The sequence below is a fragment of the Blastococcus saxobsidens genome (assembly GCF_002938435.1).
Classification (GTDB): domain Bacteria; phylum Actinomycetota; class Actinomycetes; order Mycobacteriales; family Geodermatophilaceae; genus Blastococcus; species Blastococcus saxobsidens.
Map to the genome: position 1 here is coordinate 1 of NZ_POQT01000038.1, position 20,738 is coordinate 20,738.

Annotated in this window: 17 protein-coding genes; 16 read left to right on the plus strand and 1 reads right to left on the minus strand. The window is 71.8% G+C overall.

Annotated features, from left to right (window positions below; genetic code table 11):
- From C5507_RS18425 to C5507_RS18445, 5 genes are all read left to right on the plus strand, one after another.
- Nucleotides 1-334: alanine racemase (locus C5507_RS18425; RefSeq protein ID WP_211295534.1), on the plus strand; the 334-nt coding region annotated here is incomplete at its 5' end.
- Nucleotides 335-359: 25 nt separating this feature from the next.
- Nucleotides 360-1,073: a cell division protein SepF gene (locus tag C5507_RS23370; protein ID WP_104529969.1), complete on the plus strand. Its 714-nt coding sequence runs from the start codon at nucleotides 360-362 to the stop codon at nucleotides 1,071-1,073.
- Between the two features lie 63 nt (nucleotides 1,074-1,136).
- Nucleotides 1,137-1,430 carry a YggT family protein gene (locus C5507_RS18435; RefSeq protein ID WP_104529970.1) on the plus strand — a complete coding sequence of 98 codons (294 nt, stop codon included), beginning with the start codon at nucleotides 1,137-1,139 and terminating at the stop codon, nucleotides 1,428-1,430.
- Between the two features lie 97 nt (nucleotides 1,431-1,527).
- Nucleotides 1,528-2,259, plus strand: a complete 732-nt coding sequence (gene wag31 / locus C5507_RS18440) for a DivIVA-like cell division protein Wag31 (RefSeq protein ID WP_104529971.1) — start codon at nucleotides 1,528-1,530, stop codon at nucleotides 2,257-2,259.
- Between the two features lie 145 nt (nucleotides 2,260-2,404).
- Nucleotides 2,405-2,986 (plus strand): hypothetical protein, encoded by a 582-nt coding sequence (locus C5507_RS18445; protein ID WP_104529972.1) that lies wholly within the window; start codon nucleotides 2,405-2,407, stop codon nucleotides 2,984-2,986.
- Here the strand turns inward: C5507_RS18445 and ileS are convergent.
- Entirely contained in the window at nucleotides 2,983-6,159 is a 3,177-nt protein-coding gene (gene ileS / locus C5507_RS18450; RefSeq protein WP_165400429.1) for an isoleucine--tRNA ligase, read from the minus strand. The two genes, C5507_RS18445 and ileS, sit on opposite strands and share 4 nt — an antisense overlap.
- An 87-nt stretch (nucleotides 6,160-6,246) precedes the next feature.
- On the opposite strand from ileS, the gene C5507_RS18455 reads away from it, so the two are divergent.
- The 11 genes from C5507_RS18455 (at nucleotide 6,247) to dnaE (ending at nucleotide 20,729) form a co-directional block, all read left to right on the plus strand.
- On the plus strand, nucleotides 6,247-7,758 hold the full coding sequence (locus C5507_RS18455) for a potassium/proton antiporter (RefSeq protein ID WP_104529974.1): 1,512 nt from the start codon (nucleotides 6,247-6,249) through the stop codon (nucleotides 7,756-7,758).
- 260 nt (nucleotides 7,759-8,018) lie between these two features.
- Nucleotides 8,019-9,248 (plus strand): DUF4032 domain-containing protein, encoded by a 1,230-nt coding sequence (locus C5507_RS18460; RefSeq protein WP_104529975.1) that lies wholly within the window; start codon nucleotides 8,019-8,021, stop codon nucleotides 9,246-9,248.
- 170 nt (nucleotides 9,249-9,418) lie between these two features.
- On the plus strand, nucleotides 9,419-10,780 hold the full coding sequence (locus tag C5507_RS18465; RefSeq protein WP_242610989.1) for an extracellular solute-binding protein: 1,362 nt from the start codon (nucleotides 9,419-9,421) through the stop codon (nucleotides 10,778-10,780).
- A complete protein-coding gene (locus tag C5507_RS18470; protein ID WP_104529976.1) occupies nucleotides 10,777-11,736 on the plus strand; it encodes a carbohydrate ABC transporter permease in 960 nt (319 codons plus the stop codon). The genes C5507_RS18465 and C5507_RS18470 overlap by 4 nt, the downstream gene beginning before the upstream one ends.
- A 3-nt stretch (nucleotides 11,737-11,739) precedes the next feature.
- Nucleotides 11,740-12,573, plus strand: a complete 834-nt coding sequence (locus tag C5507_RS18475; RefSeq protein WP_104529977.1) for a carbohydrate ABC transporter permease — start codon at nucleotides 11,740-11,742, stop codon at nucleotides 12,571-12,573.
- A gap of 55 nt (nucleotides 12,574-12,628) precedes the next feature.
- Nucleotides 12,629-13,906: an ABC transporter ATP-binding protein gene (locus C5507_RS18480; RefSeq protein WP_104529978.1), complete on the plus strand. Its 1,278-nt coding sequence runs from the start codon at nucleotides 12,629-12,631 to the stop codon at nucleotides 13,904-13,906.
- A gap of 103 nt (nucleotides 13,907-14,009) precedes the next feature.
- Nucleotides 14,010-14,579 carry a signal peptidase II gene (gene lspA, locus C5507_RS18485; RefSeq protein ID WP_104529979.1) on the plus strand — a complete coding sequence of 190 codons (570 nt, stop codon included), beginning with the start codon at nucleotides 14,010-14,012 and terminating at the stop codon, nucleotides 14,577-14,579.
- Between the two features lie 38 nt (nucleotides 14,580-14,617).
- Nucleotides 14,618-15,565, plus strand: a complete 948-nt coding sequence (locus C5507_RS18490) for an RluA family pseudouridine synthase (protein ID WP_104529980.1) — start codon at nucleotides 14,618-14,620, stop codon at nucleotides 15,563-15,565.
- Between the two features lie 10 nt (nucleotides 15,566-15,575).
- Nucleotides 15,576-16,379: a CPBP family intramembrane glutamic endopeptidase gene (locus C5507_RS18495; protein ID WP_104529981.1), complete on the plus strand. Its 804-nt coding sequence runs from the start codon at nucleotides 15,576-15,578 to the stop codon at nucleotides 16,377-16,379.
- A 26-nt stretch (nucleotides 16,380-16,405) separates the two neighbouring features.
- Entirely contained in the window at nucleotides 16,406-16,837 is a 432-nt protein-coding gene (locus C5507_RS18500; RefSeq protein WP_104529982.1) for a GNAT family N-acetyltransferase, read from the plus strand.
- Nucleotides 16,838-17,162: 325 nt separating this feature from the next.
- Nucleotides 17,163-20,729, plus strand: a complete 3,567-nt coding sequence (dnaE, locus tag C5507_RS18505; protein WP_242610990.1) for a DNA polymerase III subunit alpha — start codon at nucleotides 17,163-17,165, stop codon at nucleotides 20,727-20,729.
- The last annotated feature ends 9 nt before the right edge of the window (nucleotides 20,730-20,738 follow it).

The window sequence follows — 20,738 nt, forward strand, 5'->3', positions numbered from 1 at the left end:
GGCCGGCCTGCGGCTGCGCGGGCTCATGGCGGTGGCGCCCCGCGACGGTGACCCCGCGCCCGCCTTCGCCCGGCTCGCGGCGCTCGCCGAGCGGGTGCGCGCCGACCACCCGGAGGCCGACGCGCTGTCCGCGGGCATGAGCGGCGACCTCGAGGCGGCCGTCGCCGCCGGCGCCACGCTGGTGCGTGTCGGTACCGCGTTGTTCGGTTCGCGCCCCCTACCCTGCGGTGAGTTCGAGGAACACCAGCCACGCGAGTCACAGCAGTCACACGGGGCGCATCCGAACCGGACCACCGGGGACGATGCGACGACCACGGTGCCGACGCGACGCTGAGGACGCCAGTAGAAGGGGAGGTCCGATGGCTGGAGCCATGCGGAGGATGGGGATCTACCTGGGGCTCGTCGAGGACGACGACACCCGGGCCTACGGCCGGTACGACTCCCGGGCGTCCGACGAGCTCGACGACCGCCGGTACGGCCGGTACGCCGACGAGCGCTACGACGACGCCTACAGCGACCGGCCCTACGCCGACGACGACTACCCTCGCGGCGGCTACGCCGAGGAGGAGCTCGCCCCGGCCGAGCCGGCCGTGCGCGACCCCGAGCCGCTCGCGGTGCGCCGGGTCGCCCCGCGCACCCTGGGACTGGCTCCCAGCGGTGCGTCGTCGGGCCCGGTCGGTGGCCGCGTGGGCAGCCTGAGCAGCGGCCCGGTGGCCGCGGCCGGTCTGGCCATGCGCGAGCCGGTGGCCGAGCCGGAGCCCGCGCCCGCCCCGGCGGCCGCGCCGGCGGCGAAGAACTACCGGATCACCACGCTGAACCCGCGCACCTACAACGAGGCGCGGACCATCGGTGAGCGGTTCCGGGACGGCATGCCGGTCATCATGAACCTGACCGAGATGGACGACGCCGACGCCAAGCGGCTCGTCGACTTCGCCGCCGGTCTGAGCTTCGGCCTGCGCGGTAGTATCGAGCGCGTCACGGCCAAGGTGTTCCTGCTCAGCCCGCAGGACGTCGCCGTCACCGCCGAGGACAAGGCGAAGATCCGCGAGGGCGGGTTCTCCGACAAGTCCTGATCGGTGGCGGAGTCGTGACACCGGTGGAGGCGGCACCCGAGGTGCCCTGAACGAACGAGGACTGTGGCTCTCTTCTGGCAGATCGTCTCGTCGGTGCTGCTCGTCTTCCTCGTGCTGCTCTTCGCGCGGTTCGTCGTGGACTGGGTGATGGTGCTGGCGCGCAGCTGGCGTCCCTCCGGTCTCGTCGCCGCGGGGCTGGAGGTCGTGTACTCCACGACCGACCCGCCGCTCAAGGCGGTGCGCAAGGTCATCCCGCCGCTGAACCTGGGGTCGATCCGTCTGGACCTCGGGTTTATGGTGCTGCTGATCGCCGTGGTGCTCCTCCGGAGCATCACGACATCGCTGGCCGTCGCGTGATCGCTGAATCCCCCGGGACCCAGGACCGCACGACGCGCGGGGTACGGCCCCGCACGTCCGAGTTCCTTGCTCCCGCCGTCCGACCCGAGGTGACCCGATGCCATTGACGCCTGCCGACGTGCACAACGTCGTGTTCAAGAAGCCGCCGATCGGCAAGCGGGGCTACGACGAGGACGAGGTCGACGCCTTCCTCGACGTCGTGGAGGCCGAGCTGGCCCGCTTGATCGAGGAGAACAACGAGCTGCGCGCCGGCGCCGGCCGGGCCGTTGCCCGCGCCGAGGAGCGGCCTGAGCCGCCTGCTCCCGCGCCCGCCCCCGTCGTCGCCGCGCCGCCACCGGTCCAGCAGCCCCGCGAGGACGACAGCGCCCGCGCCTCCCGGATGCTGGCCCTGGCCACCGAGACGGCCGACCGGTACGTCAACGAGGCCAAGACGCAGGCCGAGCAGATGCTCGGCAGCGCCAAGACCAACAGCGAGCGGCTCATGACCGAGGCGCGCGCCAAGAGCGAGCAGATGGTCACCGAGGCCAAGCACCGCGCGGACTCGATGATCGGTGACGCCCGCACCCGGGCCGAGACGGTGGAGCGCGAGGCCCGGGCCAAGGCCGCGGCTCTCGAGCAGGACGCCGAGCGCCGGCACGGCGAGGTCATGGGCACCCTCGAGGAGAAGCGCAACAGCCTCGACCGCAAGATCGAGGAGCTGCGCACCTTCGAGCGGGAGTACCGCACCCGCCTGCGCTCCTACCTGGAGTCGCACCTGCGCGACCTGGACACCCGCGGCTCCGCCGAGCCGGCCGGCGCGGGCCGGCAGAACCAGCACGCGCCGGCCTGACGCCGGTCGGCAGCTGAGCACGGCCCCCGCCGAAGGGGGATCGAGAGGGTCACCGGAGTCCGCTCCGGTGACCCTCTCGTCGTTCCCGCACCTCGCTGCACCGTCCGACGGGCGACTGCGCCGCCTCGCACCCTAAGGTGCAGGCGTGATCCTCGGCGCCGGTCTGCTCGTGCTCGCGGGTCTCGGCCTGTTCGTGGCCGCACTCCTCACCGGCGTCGACGCGCTCTACTGGGCCTGCATCGCCGCCTGCGTGGCGGCCGCTGCCCTGCTGGTCGTCGCCCGCCGGGAGATCGCGGCGCGCGCCACGCCGTCCGGGTCGGCCGCCCGGGGTGCCGGGGGCCGGGACGACGTCGTGGACCCGGCGAGCCAGGGAGCGACGGTCGCCTCCGCCTCCGCCGCCGGTGCGCGGGGTGCCACGAACGCCGCCGCCGCGGACTCCCGCGCCCCCGAGCCCGCCCATGACCGCGCCGGAGCGGTCGTGCAGGACGAGGCCGATCCGGAGGTCGAGGAGGTGGAGGTCACCGACCTGCTGCTGGTCGTCGACCTCACCGACGAGGTGCTCGTCGTCGACGAGCACCCGCGCTACCACGTGGCGGGGTGCACCTGGGTCGGCCGGCGCGAGACGATCCCGATCCCGGTGGACGAGGCCCGAACGGACGGGTTCACGCCGTGCGCGGTCTGCCGGCCCGATCGGACGCTCGCCGACCGGACCCGCTCCCGCCGTTAGGCCTTCGCCACCCAGAACCGGGAGCCCTCGGGCCCTTCGACGCCGTCGCCGGTGCCCGTGGTGCCCGGGTGCACGGCCACGGCCAGCACCTCACCGGCCAGCTGCTCGGCGTGCTCGTCGAGGGCCTGCGCGAGGCGGCCGTCGGCCGTCCAGCGCAGCTCGATCCGGTCGCTGACCTCCAGGCCGGAGTTCTTGCGCGCCTCCTGCACCAGGCGGACGACCTCGCGCACCAACCCGGCGCGCTCGAGTGCCGGGGTGAGCGTCAGGTCCAGCGCCACGGTGAGACCGCCGGTGCTGGCCACCGTCCACCCCTCGCGCGGCGTCTCGGTCACGATCAGTTCCCCGTCCTCCAGTGCGACCGGCGCGCCGTCGACCTCGACGGTCGCCGTCCCGGCCCGGTAGTCGGCAACGAGGGCCGGGGCGTCGGCGGCCGCGACGGCCTGGGCCACCGCCTGGACCTGCTTGCCCAGCCGGCGGCCGACCGCGCGGAAGTCGATCTTCACGCTGACGTCGACCAGCTCGCCGCCCACGGCGGCCAGCTCCAGGACCTCCGCCACGTTCAGCTCGTCGGCCACCTCGGCGACCAGGTCGCGGGGGAGCGCCGACCAGCCCGGCGCGGCGACGACGGCGCTGGCCAGCGGCTGGCGGGTGCGCACCTTGGCGGAGGTGCGGGCCGAGCGGCCCAGCTCCACCAGCCGGCGGACGAGCGTCATCTGCTCGACCAGCGTGTCGTCCAGGGCATCGGCGTCCACCTCGGGCCAGGAGGCGAGGTGGACGGAGTCGACCGCGTCGGCCCGCCCGGGCACGACGGCGCGCACCCACACCTCGTCGGTGACGAACGGTGTGAACGGCGCCATGAGGCGGGTCAGCCCGTCGAGCACCTCGTGCAGCGTGCCCAGGGCGGCGGGGTCGCCGTCCCAGAAGCGGCGGCGGGAGCGGCGGACGTACCAGTTGGAGAGGTCGTCGACGAACGCGGCGAGCAGCCGGCCGGCGCCCTGGGTGTCGAACTCCTCCAGCGCCGCGGTGACGTCCCGGGTGACCGCGGCCAGCTCGGCCAGCGCCCACCGGTCGAGCAGCGGTCGGTCGGCGCGCGCCGGCGCGGGAGCCGAGGCCGGGTCCCAGCCGTTGGTCTCGGCGTACAGGGTGAAGAAGCTCGCGGTGTTCCAGTAGGTGAGCAACACCTTGCGGACCACCTCGGACAGCGTCTCGTGGCCCACCCTGCGGGCCGACCACGGCGAGCCGCCGGCGAGCATGAACCAGCGGACGGCGTCGGCGCCGTGCCGGTCCATCAGCGGGATGGGCTCCAGGATGTTGCCCAGGTGCTTGCTCATCTTGCGGCCGTCCTCGGCCAGGATGTGGCCCAGGCACAGCACGTTCTCGTAGGAGCTCTGCTCGAACACCAGGGTGCCGACGGCCATGAGCGAGTAGAACCAGCCGCGGGTCTGGTCGATCGCCTCGGCGATGAACTGCGCCGGGTAGGCGGCCTCGAACTGCTCCTGGTTGCGGTAGGGCGCGCCCCACTGGGCGAACGGCATCGAGCCGGAGTCGTACCAGGCGTCGATGACCTGCGGCACGCGCCGGTAGGTGCCGTCGGTGCCGGGCAGCGTGAAGGTGATCTCGTCGATGAACGGCCGGTGCGGGTCGAGGTCGGACAGGTCCCGGCCGGTCAGCTGCGAGAGCTCGGCGAGCGAGCCGACGACGACCATCTGCTTCGGGTCGGCGTCGTTGCGCCACACCGGCAGCGGGGTGCCCCAGTACCGGTCGCGCGACAGCGCCCAGTCGACGTTGTTGTCCAGCCAGTCGCCGTAGCGGCCGGTCTTGATGCTCTCGGGGAACCAGTTCGTCTTCTCGTTCTCCGCGAGCAGCTGGTCCTTGATCGCGCTGGTGCGGATGTACCAGGACGGCTGGGCGTAGTACATGAGCGGCGTGTGGCAGCGCCAGCAATGCGGGTAGCTGTGCTCGTACCGGATCTCGCGGAACAGCACGCCGCGCGCCTTCAGGTCCTCGACCAGCCCGGCGTCGGCGGCCTTGAAGAAATGCCCGCCGACCAGCGGCACCTCGGGCAGGAAGTGGCCGGTCGCGTCGATCGGGTTCACGACGGGCAGGCCGTAGCCCCGGCACACGACGAGGTCGTCGGCGCCGAACGCGGGGGACTGGTGCACCAGGCCGGTGCCGTCGTCGGTCGTGACGTACTCGGCCAGGACGACGAAGTGGGCGTCGACCTGCTGACCGTCGGGGCCCGCGGGGAAGTCGACCAGCTCGAAGGGCCGCTGGTAGTGGGTGCGCTCCCAGTCCCGGCCGGGTGCCCGGCCGAGCACCTCGGCCTCCTCGCCGAGGACGGCGGCCAGCAGCGGCTCGGCGACCACGACGGGTACGTCGTCGGAGCCGGCGGCGCGGGCGACGACGTAGGGCACCTCGGGGTGCACGGCGACGGCGGTGTTGCTGGGCAGCGTCCACGGCGTCGTCGTCCAGACCAGCAGGTCGGCCCTGCCCGCCCACTCGCCGTCGACGATCGGCAGGCGCACGTAGACCGAGGGGTCGGTGATCGTCTCGTACCCCTGGGCGACCTCGTGGTCGGAGAGGCCGGTGCCGCAGCGCGGGCAGTAGGGCGCGACGCGGTGGTCCTCGACCAGCAGGCCCTTGCCGTGCACCTGCTTGAGGGACCACCAGACGCTCTCGATGTAGGACGGGTCCATCGTCCAGTAGGCCTGGGAGAAGTCGACCCAGTAGCCCATCCGGCGGGTGAGGTCGGCGAAGTCGGCGACGTGCTTCTCCACCGACTCGCGGCACCGGGCGTTGAACTCCGCGATGCCGTAGCGCTCGATGTCGGGCTTGCCGGCGAAGCCCAGCTGCTGCTCGACGGCGATCTCGACGGGCAGGCCGTGGCAGTCCCAGCCGGCGCGGCGGGGCACGTGCCAGCCCTGCATCGTCTTGAACCGGGGGAAGACGTCCTTGAACGCCCGGGCCTCGATGTGGTGGGTGCCGGGGCGGCCGTTGGCGGTCGGCGGGCCCTCGTAGACGTTCCACTGCGGCCGGCCCTGCGAGGCCTCCAGCGACCGGTCGAAGACCTTCTCGCTCTCCCAGCGCTCCAGGATGCGGTGCTCGAGTTCGGGGAGGTCGACCTGCGGGGGCAGCGCGGCGAAGGGACCGGTGGGGGCGCTCACGCACGCCATTCTCCCCGAACCGGCAAACGGGTTCGCCGGTGCGTCCCCCTCGGCCCGCGAGCCGGTACGGGAGACTCCCCCCATGGAGGGCGGGCGGTGAACACGACGGTCACGGTCGCCCTCGCCATCGGGGCGGGCGTGGTCCTGCTCGCGGCGATCGCGCTGCGGCTGGCGGACAAGCTCGGCCTGCCCAGCCTCCTGCTCTACCTGGCCATCGGGGTGCTCCTGGGGGAGAGCGGCCTGGGTGTGGAGTTCGAGGACTACTGGCTGGCGCAGACGCTCGGTGTCGCCGCGCTCCTGGTGATCCTCGCCGAGGGTGGGCTCACCACCCGCTGGGCCGACGTCCGCCGCGCACTCGGGCCCGGGCTGAGCCTGGCGACCGTCGGCGTCATGGTCAGCATCGGCGTCACCGGGGCGGTGACCGTCTGGCTGCTGGGCTGGACCTGGGGGTTCGCGCTCCTGGTGGCGGCGGTCATCAGCTCGACCGACGCCGCCGCCGTGTTCGCCACCCTCCGCCGGCTGCCGCTGCCCCGGCGCCTGGCCGCCTCCTTGGAGACCGAGAGCGGCCTGAACGACGCCCCGGTCATCCTGCTCGTCGTCGTGCTCTCCGACGTGCTCACCGGTGAGGCCTCGGGGCCGTACTGGCTCGTGCCCGTGGTGGTCGTGGCCGAGCTGGTCGGGGGAGCGGCGCTGGGTCTGGCAGTCGGCTTCGGTGGCGCGGAGCTGCTCCGCCGGGTCGCGCTGCCGCTGTCGGGCTTCTACCCGCTGGCCACCCTGGCGCTGTGCGTGCTGGCCTTCGCCGGCGCCGACCTGCTGCACGCCTCCGGTTTCGTGGCCGTCTACCTGTGCGGGCTGGTGCTCGGCAACGCCACGCTGCCGCACCGCTCGGCCAGCATCGGGTTCGCCGAGGGCATGGCCTCGCTCGCCCAGATCGGTCTGTTCGTGATGCTGGGGCTGCTGGTGTCGCCGTCCCGGCTGCCCGACGCCGTCGGCCCGGCGCTGGTGGTGGGCGGTGCGCTGCTGCTGCTGGCCCGGCCGCTGTCGGTGCTGGCCAGCCTCGTGTGGTTCCGCTTCCCGGCCCGCCAGCAGGCGTTCATCGCCTGGGCCGGGCTGCGCGGCGCCGTCCCGATCGTCGTCGCCACCTTTCCGCTGACCGCCCGGGTCCCCGGTGCCACGACGGTGTTCGACACGGTGTTCGTGCTGGTGCTCGTCTTCACGCTGGTGCAGGGCTGGTCGCTGCCCTGGGTGGCCCGGCGGCTGGGCATCGCCGCGCCGCTGGCCCCGCGGGAGATCCAGGTGGAGGCCGCGCCGCTGGAGGAGCTGGACGCCGAGCTCATGCAGATGACCGTGCCGGCCGGATCACGGCTGCACGGCGTCTACCTCCCCGAGCTGCGGCTGCCCGAGGACGCCGCGGTCGTGCTGATCGTGCGCGACGGCCGGTCCTTCGTGCCCGACGAGACGACGCGGCTCATGCGCGGGGACCAGGCGCTGCTGGTGTCGGCCCGGCGCTCCCGCCCCGAGGCCGAGCGCCGGCTGCGCGCCGTCAGCCGCGCCGGCCGACTGGCCATGTGGCGCGGCGAGACCGGCCGCCCCGACGACGAGGACTAGCTCCCGCGCGACGTGTCCTGGCTGCCCTCGGACTGGTACGGCGATCCGGACTCCGTCCCGTACTGAGACAGGGGGCGGGCGCTGTCCCGGAACCCGACATTCCCCGGTCGCGGCTGTCCGCTGGAGGGGTAACGCCTCCGCCCGCAGGCGGTCGGGCGCCGCGACGACGCGCCCTGCAGGCGGCGGCGCTCGTCCCGTGGCATCGTGACCACACCGGCACCGGGCGGCGGTCGCCGTGCCGGGACCCATGGAGCGACACCATGCGCTACCTCTTCCGGCCACCGGCCGCGGACGCGACGGGCCTTCTGCTGCTGCCGTGGGACCAGCCGCTGGAGGAGTGGGACCACGACCTCTTGCTCGACGTGCCCTCGCGCGGCATCTCCCGGCACGTCGTCCGGTTCGTCGCCGTCGAGGACCGGGTCTACGCGCTCAAGGAGATCGACGAGCGGCTGGCACGGCACGAGTACGCGCTGCTGGCCCAGTTCGAGGGCGAGGGCCTGCCCGCGGTGTCGGTGCTCGGCATCTGCGTCGACCGGCCGGACGAGCAGCCCGCCGTGCTGGTCACCCGCTACCTCGAGTACTCGATGTCCTACCGGTGGCTGTTCTCCCGCCCGCGCGGCGAGCGCTCGGCGGAGCAGTTGCTGGACACGATGGTCGTGCTGCTCGTGCGGCTGCACCTGGCGGGGGTCTTCTGGGGTGACTGCTCGCTGTCCAACACCCTCTTCCGGCTCGACGCCGGCACCTTCGCCGCGTACCTGGTCGACGCCGAGACGGTCGAGCGCCACCCGAGCCTGTCGCCGGGCCAGCGGGCCTACGACGTCGACCTCGCGCGCGAGCGGGTCGGCGCCGAGCTGCTGGACCTGCAGTTCGGCGGTCTGCTGCCCGCCGACATCGACCCGATCGAGGTGGCCGACAGCCTCCCGCCGCGCTACGAGTCGCTGTGGGAGGAGGTCACGCGCGAGGAGGTATTCCGCACCGACGAGCAGCGCTACCGCGTCGCCGAGCGGCTCCAGCGGCTCAACGACCTCGGCTTCGACGTCGGCGAGGTGGAGCTGAAGACCACCGACGGGGGCACCCGGCTGCGGGTGGAGACCCGGGTGGCCGGACCGGGGCACAACCGGCACGAGCTGTTCCGCCTCGCCGGCCTGGAGGTGCAGGAGCGGCAGGCCCAGCGGCTGCTCAACGACGTCCGGGCCTTCCGCGCCTACCTGGAGCAGAAGTCGGGCAGCCCGGTTCCGGAGACGATCGCCGGGCACCGCTGGCTCGCCGAGGTCTACCAGCCCGTCGTCGACGCGATCCCCGAGGACCTGCGCGGCCGGCTGGAGCCGGCCGAGGTGTTCCACGAGGTGCTCGAGCACCGGTGGTTCCTGTCGGAGCAGGCCGGCCGGGACGTCGGGACGACGAAGGCGGCGCGGTCCTACTTCGACACCGTGCTGCCGCGCACGCCGCAGGAGCTGACGACGCCGTCGGTCATCGCCGGCCGCGGCTGAGACCGCATCAGGAAGCCGGCCGGCACCACCCCGGCGCCCGTGGCACGTCTCGGTCCGGACGCGATCCGCGGTCCGGCGCCGGTTCGAATTGACACCCTTTGTGAGCTGCACCACGCTCCGAAGATCACGGCGACCAACCGTCGCCGTCGCGCCAACGGAGGCGATGCACCGTGCCCTACGCGGCTGGCAGACCAGGGCCCGAGAAGCGGGCGACCACGATCCGACCGGCCGCGCGGAGGACACGGGGCAGACCCGTCGCCGCGGCCGCCTCCCTCCTGGTCACGGCCGGGACGCTCGTCGCCTGCGGCGGTGACAGCGGAGGCGCCTCCTCCCTCACCTGGTACATCAACCCCGACGCCGGCGGGCAGGCCGAGATCGCCGCCCGGTGCACCGAGGCGTCCGAGGGCCGCTACACGATCGAGACGGCGCTGCTGCCGCGCGACGCGGCGTCCCAGCGCGAGCAGCTGATCCGGCGCCTCGCGGCCAACGACGACTCCATCGACCTGATGAGCCTGGACCCCCCGTTCATCCCCGAGTTCGCGCAGGCCGGCTTCCTGGCCCCCGTGCCCGAGGACGTCGCCCAGCGGGTCACCGAGGACGTCGTCGAGAGCGCCGTCGAGGGATCGACCTGGGACGACGAGCTCGTCGCGATCCCGTTCTGGGCCAACACCCAGGTGCTCTGGTACCGCAAGTCCGTCGCCGAGGCGGCGGGGCTGGACATGGAGGAGCCGGTGACCTGGGAGCAGATCGTCCAGGCCGCCGAGGAGACCGGCACGCTGGTCGGTGCCCAGGGCGCCCGGGCCGAGTCGCTCACCGTCTGGTTCAACGCCCTCATCGAGTCCGCCGGCGGCTCGATCATCACCGACGCCTCACCGGAGGACCCCGCGCAGATCGAACTGGGACTCGACACCGAGGCGGGCCAGCGGGCCACCGAGGTGATGAAGATGGTGGCCGAGTCCGAGGCGGCCGGGGCGGCGTTCTCCACGTCCAACGAGGACTCCAGCGCCACCGGGCTGGAGAGCGAGAACGGCGGGTTCAACGTCAACTACCCGTTCGTCTACCCCCGTGCGCTGGGCGCCGTCGAGGCCGGGACGATGGATGCCTCCGTTCCCGAGGACTACGCCGCGGCGATCTACCCCCGGGTGGACGAGGACGAGCCGGCCGCACCGCCCTACGGCGGGATCAACCTCGGGGTGGGTGCCTTCAGCGAGAGCCCCGAGCTGGCCTACGAGGCCGCCGAGTGCATCGTCTCCGACGAGAACCAGGCGTACTACTTCGTGACCAACGGCAACCCGGCGTCGGCCACCTCGGTGTACGACGACCCGGAGGTGCTGGAGGCGTTCCCGATGGCCCCGGTCATCCGGGAGTCCCTGGAGCTGGCCGCCCCCCGGCCGCAGACGCCGTACTACAACGAGATCTCGGTCGGCATCCAGCGCAGCTACCACCCGCCGTCGGGCGTGGACCCGGGCCGGACCGGCGAGAGGGCCACCGAGCTGATCAAGGCGGTTCTGGCGAAGGAGGACCTGCTGTGACGACGACGACGCTCCCGCCGGGCAAGAAGACCGAACCGGTCTCCGCGCCCGACAAGGGGATCACCGACCGGGCACGCAGCGAGCGGAAGCTCGGCTGGCTGCTGGCCGGTCCGGCGTTCGCGGTGATGCTGCTGGTCACCGCCTACCCGATCCTGCAGGCCACCTACGAGTCGCTGTTCGACTACCGGCTCACCGACCCGGAGAACCGCTCCTTCGTCGGGCTGACCAACTACTGGGTCATCCTCACCGACTCGCTCTGGTGGGAGTCGATCGGCGTGACGGCGTTCATCACGCTGGTCACCGTCGCGGTCGAGCTGGTCCTCGGCTTCGGCCTCGCGCTGGTGATGGTCAAGGCACTGCGGGCGCTGCGGCCGGTGCTGCGGGCGGCGATCCTCATCCCGTACGCGGTCATCACCGTGGTGTCGGCCTTCGCCTGGCAGTTCGCCTTCGACATCAACTCCGGCTTCGTGAACTCCTGGTTCACCTGGCTGCCCGGCGTCGCCGCCGACACCGACTGGTTCGGTGACCGGTGGACGGCCATCCTGGTCATCTGCCTCGCCGAGATCTGGAAGACCACCCCGTTCATCTCGCTGCTCCTCCTGGCGGGCCTGGCCCAGGTGCCCGAGGTGCTCCAGGAGGCGGCCAAGGTGGACGGCGCCACGCGGTGGCAGCGGATGTGGCGGGTGACCATCCCGAACATGAAGGCGGCGATCATGGTCGCGCTGCTCTTCCGCACCCTGGACGCATTCCGGGTCTTCGACACCATCTTCATCATGACCAACGGGGCCAACGGCACCGAGTCGGTGTCGTTCCTCGCCTACCGGCAGACCATCGCCCGGTTGGAGATCGGGCTGGGGTCGGCGGTGTCGGTGCTGCTCTTCCTGTGCGTGGTCGCGATCGCCTTCTCCTTCATCAAGCTCTTCAAGGTCGACCTGGCCCAGGCCCGGGGGGAGTAGTCCATGTCCACGCGGAAGAAGCTCGTCTGGGGCCTCGGCGGCGCGCTCATCGTCGTCTACTGCCTGTTCCCGATCGCCTGGATCGTCTCGGTGTCGTTCAAGGCGCCCAGCGACCTCGCCAACGGCAGCTTCCTGCCGACCGAGCTCACCTGGCAGAACTACGACCTGATCCTGTTCGGCGGGGCCAGCGACCTGTTCCTCCCGGCGCTGGTGAACTCCTTCGGCATCTGCCTGATCGCCACGGCGATCTCCTGCCTGCTGGCCATGTTCGCCGCCTACGCGATCGCGCGGCTGGACTTCCCCGGCAAGAAGCTGATCCTGTCCACGGCGCTGGCGGTGGCGATCTTCCCGGTCATCTCGATCGTGACGCCGCTGTTCAACCTGTGGCGCAACATCGGCCTGTACGACACCTGGCCGGGGCTGATCATCCCGTACCTGTCGCTGACGCTGCCGATCTCGATCTGGACCATGTCGGCGTTCTTCCGGGAGATCCCCTGGGAGATGGAGCAGGCGGCCCAGGTGGACGGCGCCACCACGTGGCAGGCGTTCCGCAAGGTGATCGTGCCGCTGGCGGCGCCGGGTGTGTTCACCACGGCGATCATCGCCTTCTTCATCGCCTGGAACGACTTCATCTACGGGATCTCGCTGACCTCCACCGAGGCGGCCCGCCCGGTGCCCGCGGCGCTCGGTCTGTTCACCGGCGCCTCGCAGTTCGAGGAGCCCACCGGCGCCATCTCGGCGGCGGCGGTCATCGTGACGATCCCGGTCGTCGTCCTCGTCCTGCTCTTCCAGCGGCGCATCGTCGCCGGTCTCACCAACGGCGCGGTCAAGGGCTGACCGCCATGACCCCGACCTGCCTTCCCTCATCGACCTCCCGAGAGGACGAACACTGATGGCCTCCATCGAGATGAACAACATCGTCAAGAAGTACGGCGACGGGTTCCCGGCGGTCAACGACGTCAGCCTGGACATCGCCGACGGGGAGTTCATGATCCTCGTCGGGCCCTCCGGCTGCGGTAAGTCGACGCTGCTGCGGATGATCGTCGGGCTGGAGGACATCACCAGCGGCGACATGGTCATCGGTGGCAAGCGGGTCAACGACCTGGCGCCCCGCGACCGCAACCTGTCGATGGTCTTCCAGAACTACGCCCTGTACCCGCACATGACGGTGTACGAGAACATCGCCTTCCCGCTGCGGCTGTCCAAGACCCCCGACGACGAGGTCCGCCGCCGCGTCACCGAGGCCTCCGACGTGCTGGAGCTCGAGGAGCACCTGGAGCGCAAGCCGGCCAACCTCTCCGGTGGTCAGCGCCAGCGGGTCGCCATGGGGCGGGCCATCGTCCGGCAGGCCGATGCGTTCCTCTTCGACGAGCCGCTGTCCAACCTGGACGCCAAGCTGCGCGGCCAGATGCGCACCGAGATCTCCCGGCTGCAGCGCCGGCTGGGGATCACCACCGTCTACGTCACCCACGACCAGACCGAGGCCATGACTCTCGGCGACCGGGTCTGCGTGCTGCGGAAGGGCAAGATCCAGCAGGTCGCCTCCCCGCGGGAGCTCTACGAGCAGCCGGTCAACCTCTTCGTCGCCGGTTTCATCGGCTCCCCGCCGATGAACTTCCTCCCGGCGACGCCGGAGGGCAACCGGCTGCGCACACCGTTCGGCGAGATCGAGCTGGACGAGAAGCGGGCGGCCGCGGTGGCCGGCCACGACCTGCTGCTGGTCGGCATCCGCCCCGAGTACTTCGACGACGCCTCGCTCGTCGACGAGGCGAAGCTGCCGCTCGGCTCGACGTTCCGGGCGAAGGTCGACGTGACCGAGTGGCTGGGCGACTCGCAGTACGCCTACATCCCCTACGACGCCCCCGACTCGATCCGCACGCAGCTGCGCGACCTGTCCAAGGAGCTGGACTCCGAGGAGCTGCGCACCCAGGCGATCGTCTCCATCGACGCCACCAGTCGCATCCGGGAGGGGCGCGAGGCGGAGTTCTGGCTGGACAGTCGGAAGATCCACGTGTTCGACCCGCAGTCGGGGGAGAACCTGACCCGGGACGCGGAAGCCGGCGCGGAGCTGACCCGGCTCGCCACGCAGGACCGGATGGAGCAGGCGGAGGAGGCCCGCGGCCGGGACACCGACGCACGCGGGGGCGCGACGGCCGTGGGCGTCGGCTGACCGGTCCCGCGTCCCGGCGCGGCTATCGTCGTCGGTACCGGGGGCCGTCCGCCCCCGGTGCCGACCGATCGAGGAGACCCCGCTGACCGAGCACGCCGAGCCGGTGGACGAGCCGACGGGTGGCGCCTCCGCCGTGGCCGAGCCGCAACGCGGTCGCTTGCGGACGCGGCTGCTGCTCTCGCTGGCCGCGGTCGTGCTGCTGGCCGACCTGATGACCAAGCTCGTCGTGGTCGCCAGGATCGAGCCGGGCGAGGACATCCGTGTCCTCGGCGGCGCCCTCTACCTCACGAACCTGCGCAACACCGGTGCCGCCTTCTCCTTCGCCGAGGGGTTCACCGTGGTGTTCAGCCTGGTCGCGCTGGTGGTCGTCGTCGTCATCGTGCGGACCGCGCGCCGGCTGTTCTCCACCGGCTGGGCCGTGGCCCTGGGTCTCGTGCTCGGTGGCGCGCTCGGCAACCTGGTCGACCGCGTCTTCCGCCACCCCGGCTTCCTGCGCGGCGGCGTCGTCGACTTCCTGTCCGTGTTCGGCCCCGACGGTCGGATCTGGCCGGTGTTCAACGTGGCTGACTCGGCCATCGTCTGCGGCGGCATCCTGGGGGTGTTCCTGGCGCTGCGCGGCATCGAGTTCGACGGCACCCGGAGCAGTGGCGAGGACCGCGCCGACACCGCCTGACCTCCGGCTGCACCCTCCCGTCCGGCCCGACCCGCACAATGGGTGCCGTGACCAGCACTCCCGGCCTGCACCGGGCCCTTCCGGTGCCCGACGGGCTCGAGGGGCAGCGGGTGGACCAGGCGCTGTCCCGGCTCTTCGGGCTGTCCCGCACGACTGCCGCCGAGGTGGCCGACGCCGGCCTGGTGGTGGTCGACGGCCGCGTCCGCGGCAAGGGCGACCGGCTCACCGGTGGCAGCTGGCTGGAGGTGGAGCTGCCGGCCCCGCCCGGCGAGCCGGCCCCGCCCAAGCCCGTCGAGGGCATGACGATCCTGCACGACGACGACGACCTGGTGGTCGTCGACAAGCCCGTCGGGGTCGCCGCCCACCCCAGCCCCGGCTGGGACGGCCCGACCGTGATCGGCGGGCTGGCCGCGGCCGGCTACCGGATCTCCACGTCGGGGGCGGCCGAGCGGCAGGGCGTGGTCCACCGCCTGGACGCCGCCACCACGGGGGTGATGGTGGTGGCCAAGAGCGAGCGGGCCTACACCGCGCTCAAGGCCGCGTTCAAGGAACGCACGGTCGAGAAGGGGTACAACGCCCTGGTCCAGGGCCACCCCGACCCCTCCCGCGGCACCATCGACGCCCCGATCGACCGGCACCCGAAGCACGACTGGCGGTTCGCGGTGGTCCAGGGCGGTCGCCCCTCGGTCACCCACTACGAGGTCATGGAGGCCTTCGCCGCCGCCAGCCTGGTCGACATCCGGCTCGAGACCGGTCGCACCCACCAGATCCGGGTGCACTTCTCCGCGCTGCGCCACCCCTGCGTCGGCGACACGACCTACGGCGCCGACCCCACGCTGGCCGCGCGGCTGGGGGTGTCGCGCCAGTGGCTGCACGCGGTCCGCCTGGGATTCCCGCACCCGGCCGACGGGAGCTGGGCGGAGTTCACCAGCGAGTACCCGCCCGACCTCGCCGGCGCGCTGGCCGTCCTGCGCGCCGAGGCCTGATCCACCCGCGGTGACCGGTCTGCCGGACTCCCTCGCCGACTTCGGGCCCGCCGCCCTGGCGGCGGTCGTGGTCGCGGCCTACCTGGTCGTGGGAGAGCCGGTGGCCGGGCACGTCCTGCACCGGCGGTTCGAGGGGCGGCTGCGCAGCGACGCCGGGGCGCGGCGCTCGTTCTACCGGCGGCTGCTGGTCCTCGAGTGGGGCCTGGCGGTGCTGGCGTTCATCGTCTGGGCGTTCGCGACCGACGTCTCCGCCGGGGCGGTGGGGCTGCGCTGGCCGCAGAGCTGGCCCGGTCCGTTCACCGCGGTCGTCGTGGTCGTGGTGCTGCTGTTCGTCGTCGCCTCCACCCGGCAGCTGCGCGCGGGGGCGCTGCTGGAGATGACCCGACCCGCCCGCCGGCCGGGCGAGGGCCGGCACACCGAGCCGCCGGGGCAGTCGACGTTGGCGCTGCTCCCGCGCACCGACGACGAGCGGCGGCTGTTCACCGTCGTCGGGATCACCGCCGGCGTCTGCGAGGAGTGGCTCTACCGCGGCTTCTTCCTGGCCGTGGTCGCGGCGGTGCTGGGGGGAGCGACGTCGTTCGTGCTCGTCGTCGTCGCCGCGGTCGCCTTCGGGCTGGCGCACGCCTACCAGGGGCGGGCGGGGATCGTCCTCACCGGCGCGCTCGGCGGGGTGATGGCCGCCCTCTACCTGGACACCGGGTCGCTGCTGTGGCCGGTCCTGCTGCACGCCGTCATCGACCTGCGCTTCCTCCTGGTCCCCGCGAGCGCCCTGCCCGCCTCGTCGCGGGGTGCGCAGGAGCCCCCGGAGGACTGAGCGGTGGGCGCGCGGAGAATGTCTCCGTGCCCAGCCCCACCGCCCGTGTCGCCACCTCCACGGACTGGCCGGAGGTCGCCGCGCTCCGCACGCGGGTGTTCGTCGAGGAGCAGGGCGTGCCGGCCGAGATCGAGCAGGACGCCGCCGACGCGACCGCCGTCCATGTGCTCAGCCGCGACGACGCCGGCCGGGTGGTGGCCACCGGCCGGTTGCTGCTCGACGGGACGACGGCGCGGATCGGCCGGATGGCTGCGGACGCCGAGGTCCGTGGACGGGGGCACGGGGCGGCCGTGCTCGCCGAGCTGCACCGCCAGGCGGTCGCCCGTGGCGCCTCGGAGGTCGAGCTGCACGCCCAGCTGCCGGCCCGCCGCTTCTACGAGCGCGAGGGTTACTCCGCCGTCGGCGACGTGTACGAGGAGGCGGGTATCGCGCACGTGACGATGGTGCGGCGTCTCTGACACGGCCCCCTGCAGGGGCCCGCGGCGAGCGTGCGAGTCGTGGGGGGCAGGGGGTCCTTACTGTGAGCAGACACGTCCTGTCAGACCCTCGGCGTAGAACCCAACCAGTGCGAGGATCGGGGCACCCCCGCAGGACCCGCCCGAGGTGCCCGTCACCCGGTGCTCGCACCACCGGTCTTCCCCGCCGGTCGCCAGCCGCGGTCCTCGCCGGCCGGCACGCACGACCAGTTGAGGAGCACGACCGCACCGTGAGCGAGCTTGCGAGCGAACGCATGAGCAGAGCAGCCCAGCGAACGGGATCGACGAGCGCCAGCGAGGAGAGCCCGTGAGCAGCAGTACGCCGTCCGATTCCTTCGTGCACCTGCACGTGCACACCGAGTACTCGATGCTCGACGGCGCGGCCAAGCTGCCCGAGGTCACCAAGGCCGCCGCCGAGCAGGGGATGCCGGCGCTGGCGATGACCGACCACGGCAACGTCTTCGGCGCCTACGACTTCTACAAGCAGGCCAAGAACGCCGGCGTCAAGCCGATCATCGGCATGGAGGGCTACTACACCCCGGGCTCGCGCTTCGACCGTGCGCCGTTCGACTTCGGCGACAACCTCATCGACGAGGAGGGCGACGGCGGCTCCAACCGCGGCAAGGCGGCCTACACGCACATGACGCTGCTGGCCCGCACCACCGAGGGGATGCACAACCTCTTCCGCATCTCCTCGCTGGCCAGCCTCGAGGGCCAGTACCGCAAGCCGCGGTTCGACCGCGACCTGCTGGAGAAGTACGGCAAGGGCCTCATCGCCACCACCGGCTGCCCGTCGGGCGAGGTGAACATGTGGCTGCGCGCCGGCAAGGAGGACAAGGCCCGCCAGGCCGCGGCCGACTTCCAGGACATCTTCGGGCGGGAGAACTTCTACGCCGAGCTGATGGACCACGGGCTCTCGATCGAGAAGAAGACCCGCCCGGCGCTGATGGCCATCGCCAAGGACCTCGGCATCCCGCTGCTGGCCACCAACGACCTGCACTACACGCACAAGGAGGACGCCGACGCCCACGACGCTCTCCTGTGCATCCAGACCGGGTCGCGGCTCAACGAGACCAACCGCTTCCGCTTCAATGGCGACGGCTACTACCTGAAGTCCGCCGCCGAGATGCGGGCGCTGTTCACCGGTGACCTGGCGGTGGCCTGCGACAACACGCTGCTGGTCGCCGAGCAGTGCGCGGTGGAGTTCACCGAGGGCGCGGACCTGATGCCGCGCTTCCCGCTGCCGCCGGGGGAGGACGAGACCTCCTGGTTCATCAAGGAGGTCGAGCGCGGGCTGCACAAGCGGTACCCGAACGGCATCCCCGACCACGTGCGCAAGCAGGCCGACTACGAGACCGGGATCATCTGCCAGATGGGCTTCCCGGGGTACTTCCTCGTGGTCGCCGACTTCATCAACTGGGCCAAGGACAACGGCATCCGCGTCGGTCCGGGCCGTGGCTCGGCCGCCGGCTCGCTGGCCGCCTTCGCCATGGGCATCACCGACCTCGACCCGCTGCAGCACGGCCTGATCTTCGAGCGGTTCCTCAACCCCGAGCGCGTCTCGATGCCCGATGTCGACATCGACTTCGACGACCGCCGCCGCGGCGAGGTCATCCAGTACGTGTCGCAGAAGTACGGCGAGGAGCGGGTCAGCCAGATCGTCACGTACGGCACGATCAAGGCCAAGGCCGCGATCAAGGACGCCGCCCGCGTGCTCGACCGCCCCTACTCGGTGGGCGACGAGCTGACCAAGCTGATGCCGCCGGACGTGATGGGCAAGGGCATCCCGCTGTCCGGGGTGTTCGACCCGGCGCACCCGCGCTACAAGGAGGCCACCGAGTTCCGGGCCCGCTACGAGTCCGACCCGGGCGCGGCGGAGGTCGTCGACCAGGCCCGCAAGCTCGAGGGCCTGAAGCGCCAGTGGGGCGTGCACGCCGCCGGCGTCATCATCGGCCGCTACCCGCTGATCGACTCCATCCCGATCATGCGGCGCGAGGCCGACGGCGCGATCATCACGCAGTTCGACTACCCGACCTGCGAGACGCTCGGGCTGCTCAAGATGGACTTCCTGGGCCTGCGCAACCTCACGGTCATCGACGACGCGCTGCGCAACATCGTGATCAACGGCAAGGAGCCGGTCGACCTCGACGAGATCAGCAAGGACCTCACCGACCCGGCGACCTACGCCTTGCTCTCCCGCGGCGACACCCTGGGCGTGTTCCAGTTCGACGGCGGCCCGATGCGGTCGCTGCTGCGGCTCATGCGGCCGGACAACTTCGAGGACATCTCGGCCGTCGGCGCGCTCTACCGGCCCGGCCCGATGGGTGCCAACTCGCACACCAACTACGCGCTGCGCAAGAACGGCCAGCAGGAGATCACGCCGATCCACCCGGAGCTGGCCGAGCCGCTGGAGGAGATCCTCGGCCAGACCTACGGCCTGATCGTCTACCAGGAGCAGGTCATGGCGATCGCGCAGAAGGTCGCCGGGTACTCGCTCGGCAAGGCCGACCTGCTGCGCCGCGCGATGGGCAAGAAGAAGAAGTCGGTGCTGGACGCCGAGTTCGTCGGCTTCGAGGCCGGCATGAAGGCCAACGGCTTCTCCGCGGCCGCGATCAAGACGCTGTGGGACATCCTCGTCCCGTTCGCCGACTACGCGTTCAACAAGGCACACTCGGCCGCCTACGGGCTGGTGTCATACTGGACCGCCTACCTCAAGGCCAACTACCCGGCCGAGTACATGGCCGGGCTGCTGACCAGCGTCCAGGACGACAAGGACCGCCGGCCGATCTACCTGGCCGAGTGCCGCCGCATGGGCATCAAGGTGCTCCCGCCGGACGTCAACGAGTCCTCCTGGGACTTCACCGCCGTCGGCACCGACATCCGCTTCGGGCTGGCATCGGTGCGCAACGTCGGCACCAACGTCGTGGAGTCGATCGTCAAGGCGCGCGAGGAGAAGGGCGCCTTCAAGGACTTCGCCGACTTCATGCGCAAGATCGACACGGTGGCCTGCAACAAAAAGGTCATCGAGTCCCTCGCCAAGGCCGGCGCGTTCGACTCCCTGGGGCACTCCCGGCAGGGCATCGTCGCCATCCACGCCCAGGCCGTCGACTCCGCGATGGGCCTCAAGCGCAAGGAGGCCGAGGGCCAGTTCGACCTCTTCGGCAGCTTCGGGGGCGAGGCGGCGGCCGACGACCCGTTCGCCGGCGCCCTCGACATCGCCATCCCCACCGCGGACTGGTCGAAGAGCGAGCGGCTGATGTTCGAGCGCGACATGCTCGGGCTCTACGTCTCCGACCACCCGCTGCACGGGGTCGAGCACGTGCTGACCTCGCACGCCGACACCCCGATCGCCGAGATCAACGCCGGAGGGGTCGAGGACGGCGCCAACGTCACGATCGCCGGCATCCTCACGTCGGTCTCCCCGCGCACCAACAAGCAGGGCGCGCCCTGGGCGATCGCCACCGTGGAGGACCTCGAGTCCGGCATCGAGGTGCTGTTCTTCCCCAAGACCTGGATCGAGGTCTCGGAGAAGGTGGTCCGCGACCAGATCGTCGTGGTCAAGGGGCGGATCAGCCGGCGTGACGACCAGCCCTCGCTGTTCGGTTCCGAGGTCACCATCCCCGAGCTCACCGAGGGCCCGCGCGGGCCGGTGCTGGTGTCGATGGCCGCGGCCCGGTGCACCCCTCCGGTGGTCGAGCGGCTGCGCGAGGTGCTGGGCAGCCACCCCGGCACCACCGAGGTACAGCTGAAGCTGGTCAACGGCAGCCGGGAGACGGTGCTGCGACTGGACCAGGGCCTCCGCGTCCGTCCCAGCACCGCGCTCATGGGTGACATCAAGGCGCTGCTCGGTCCGACCAGCGTGGCGCTGCTCTGATGAAGGACC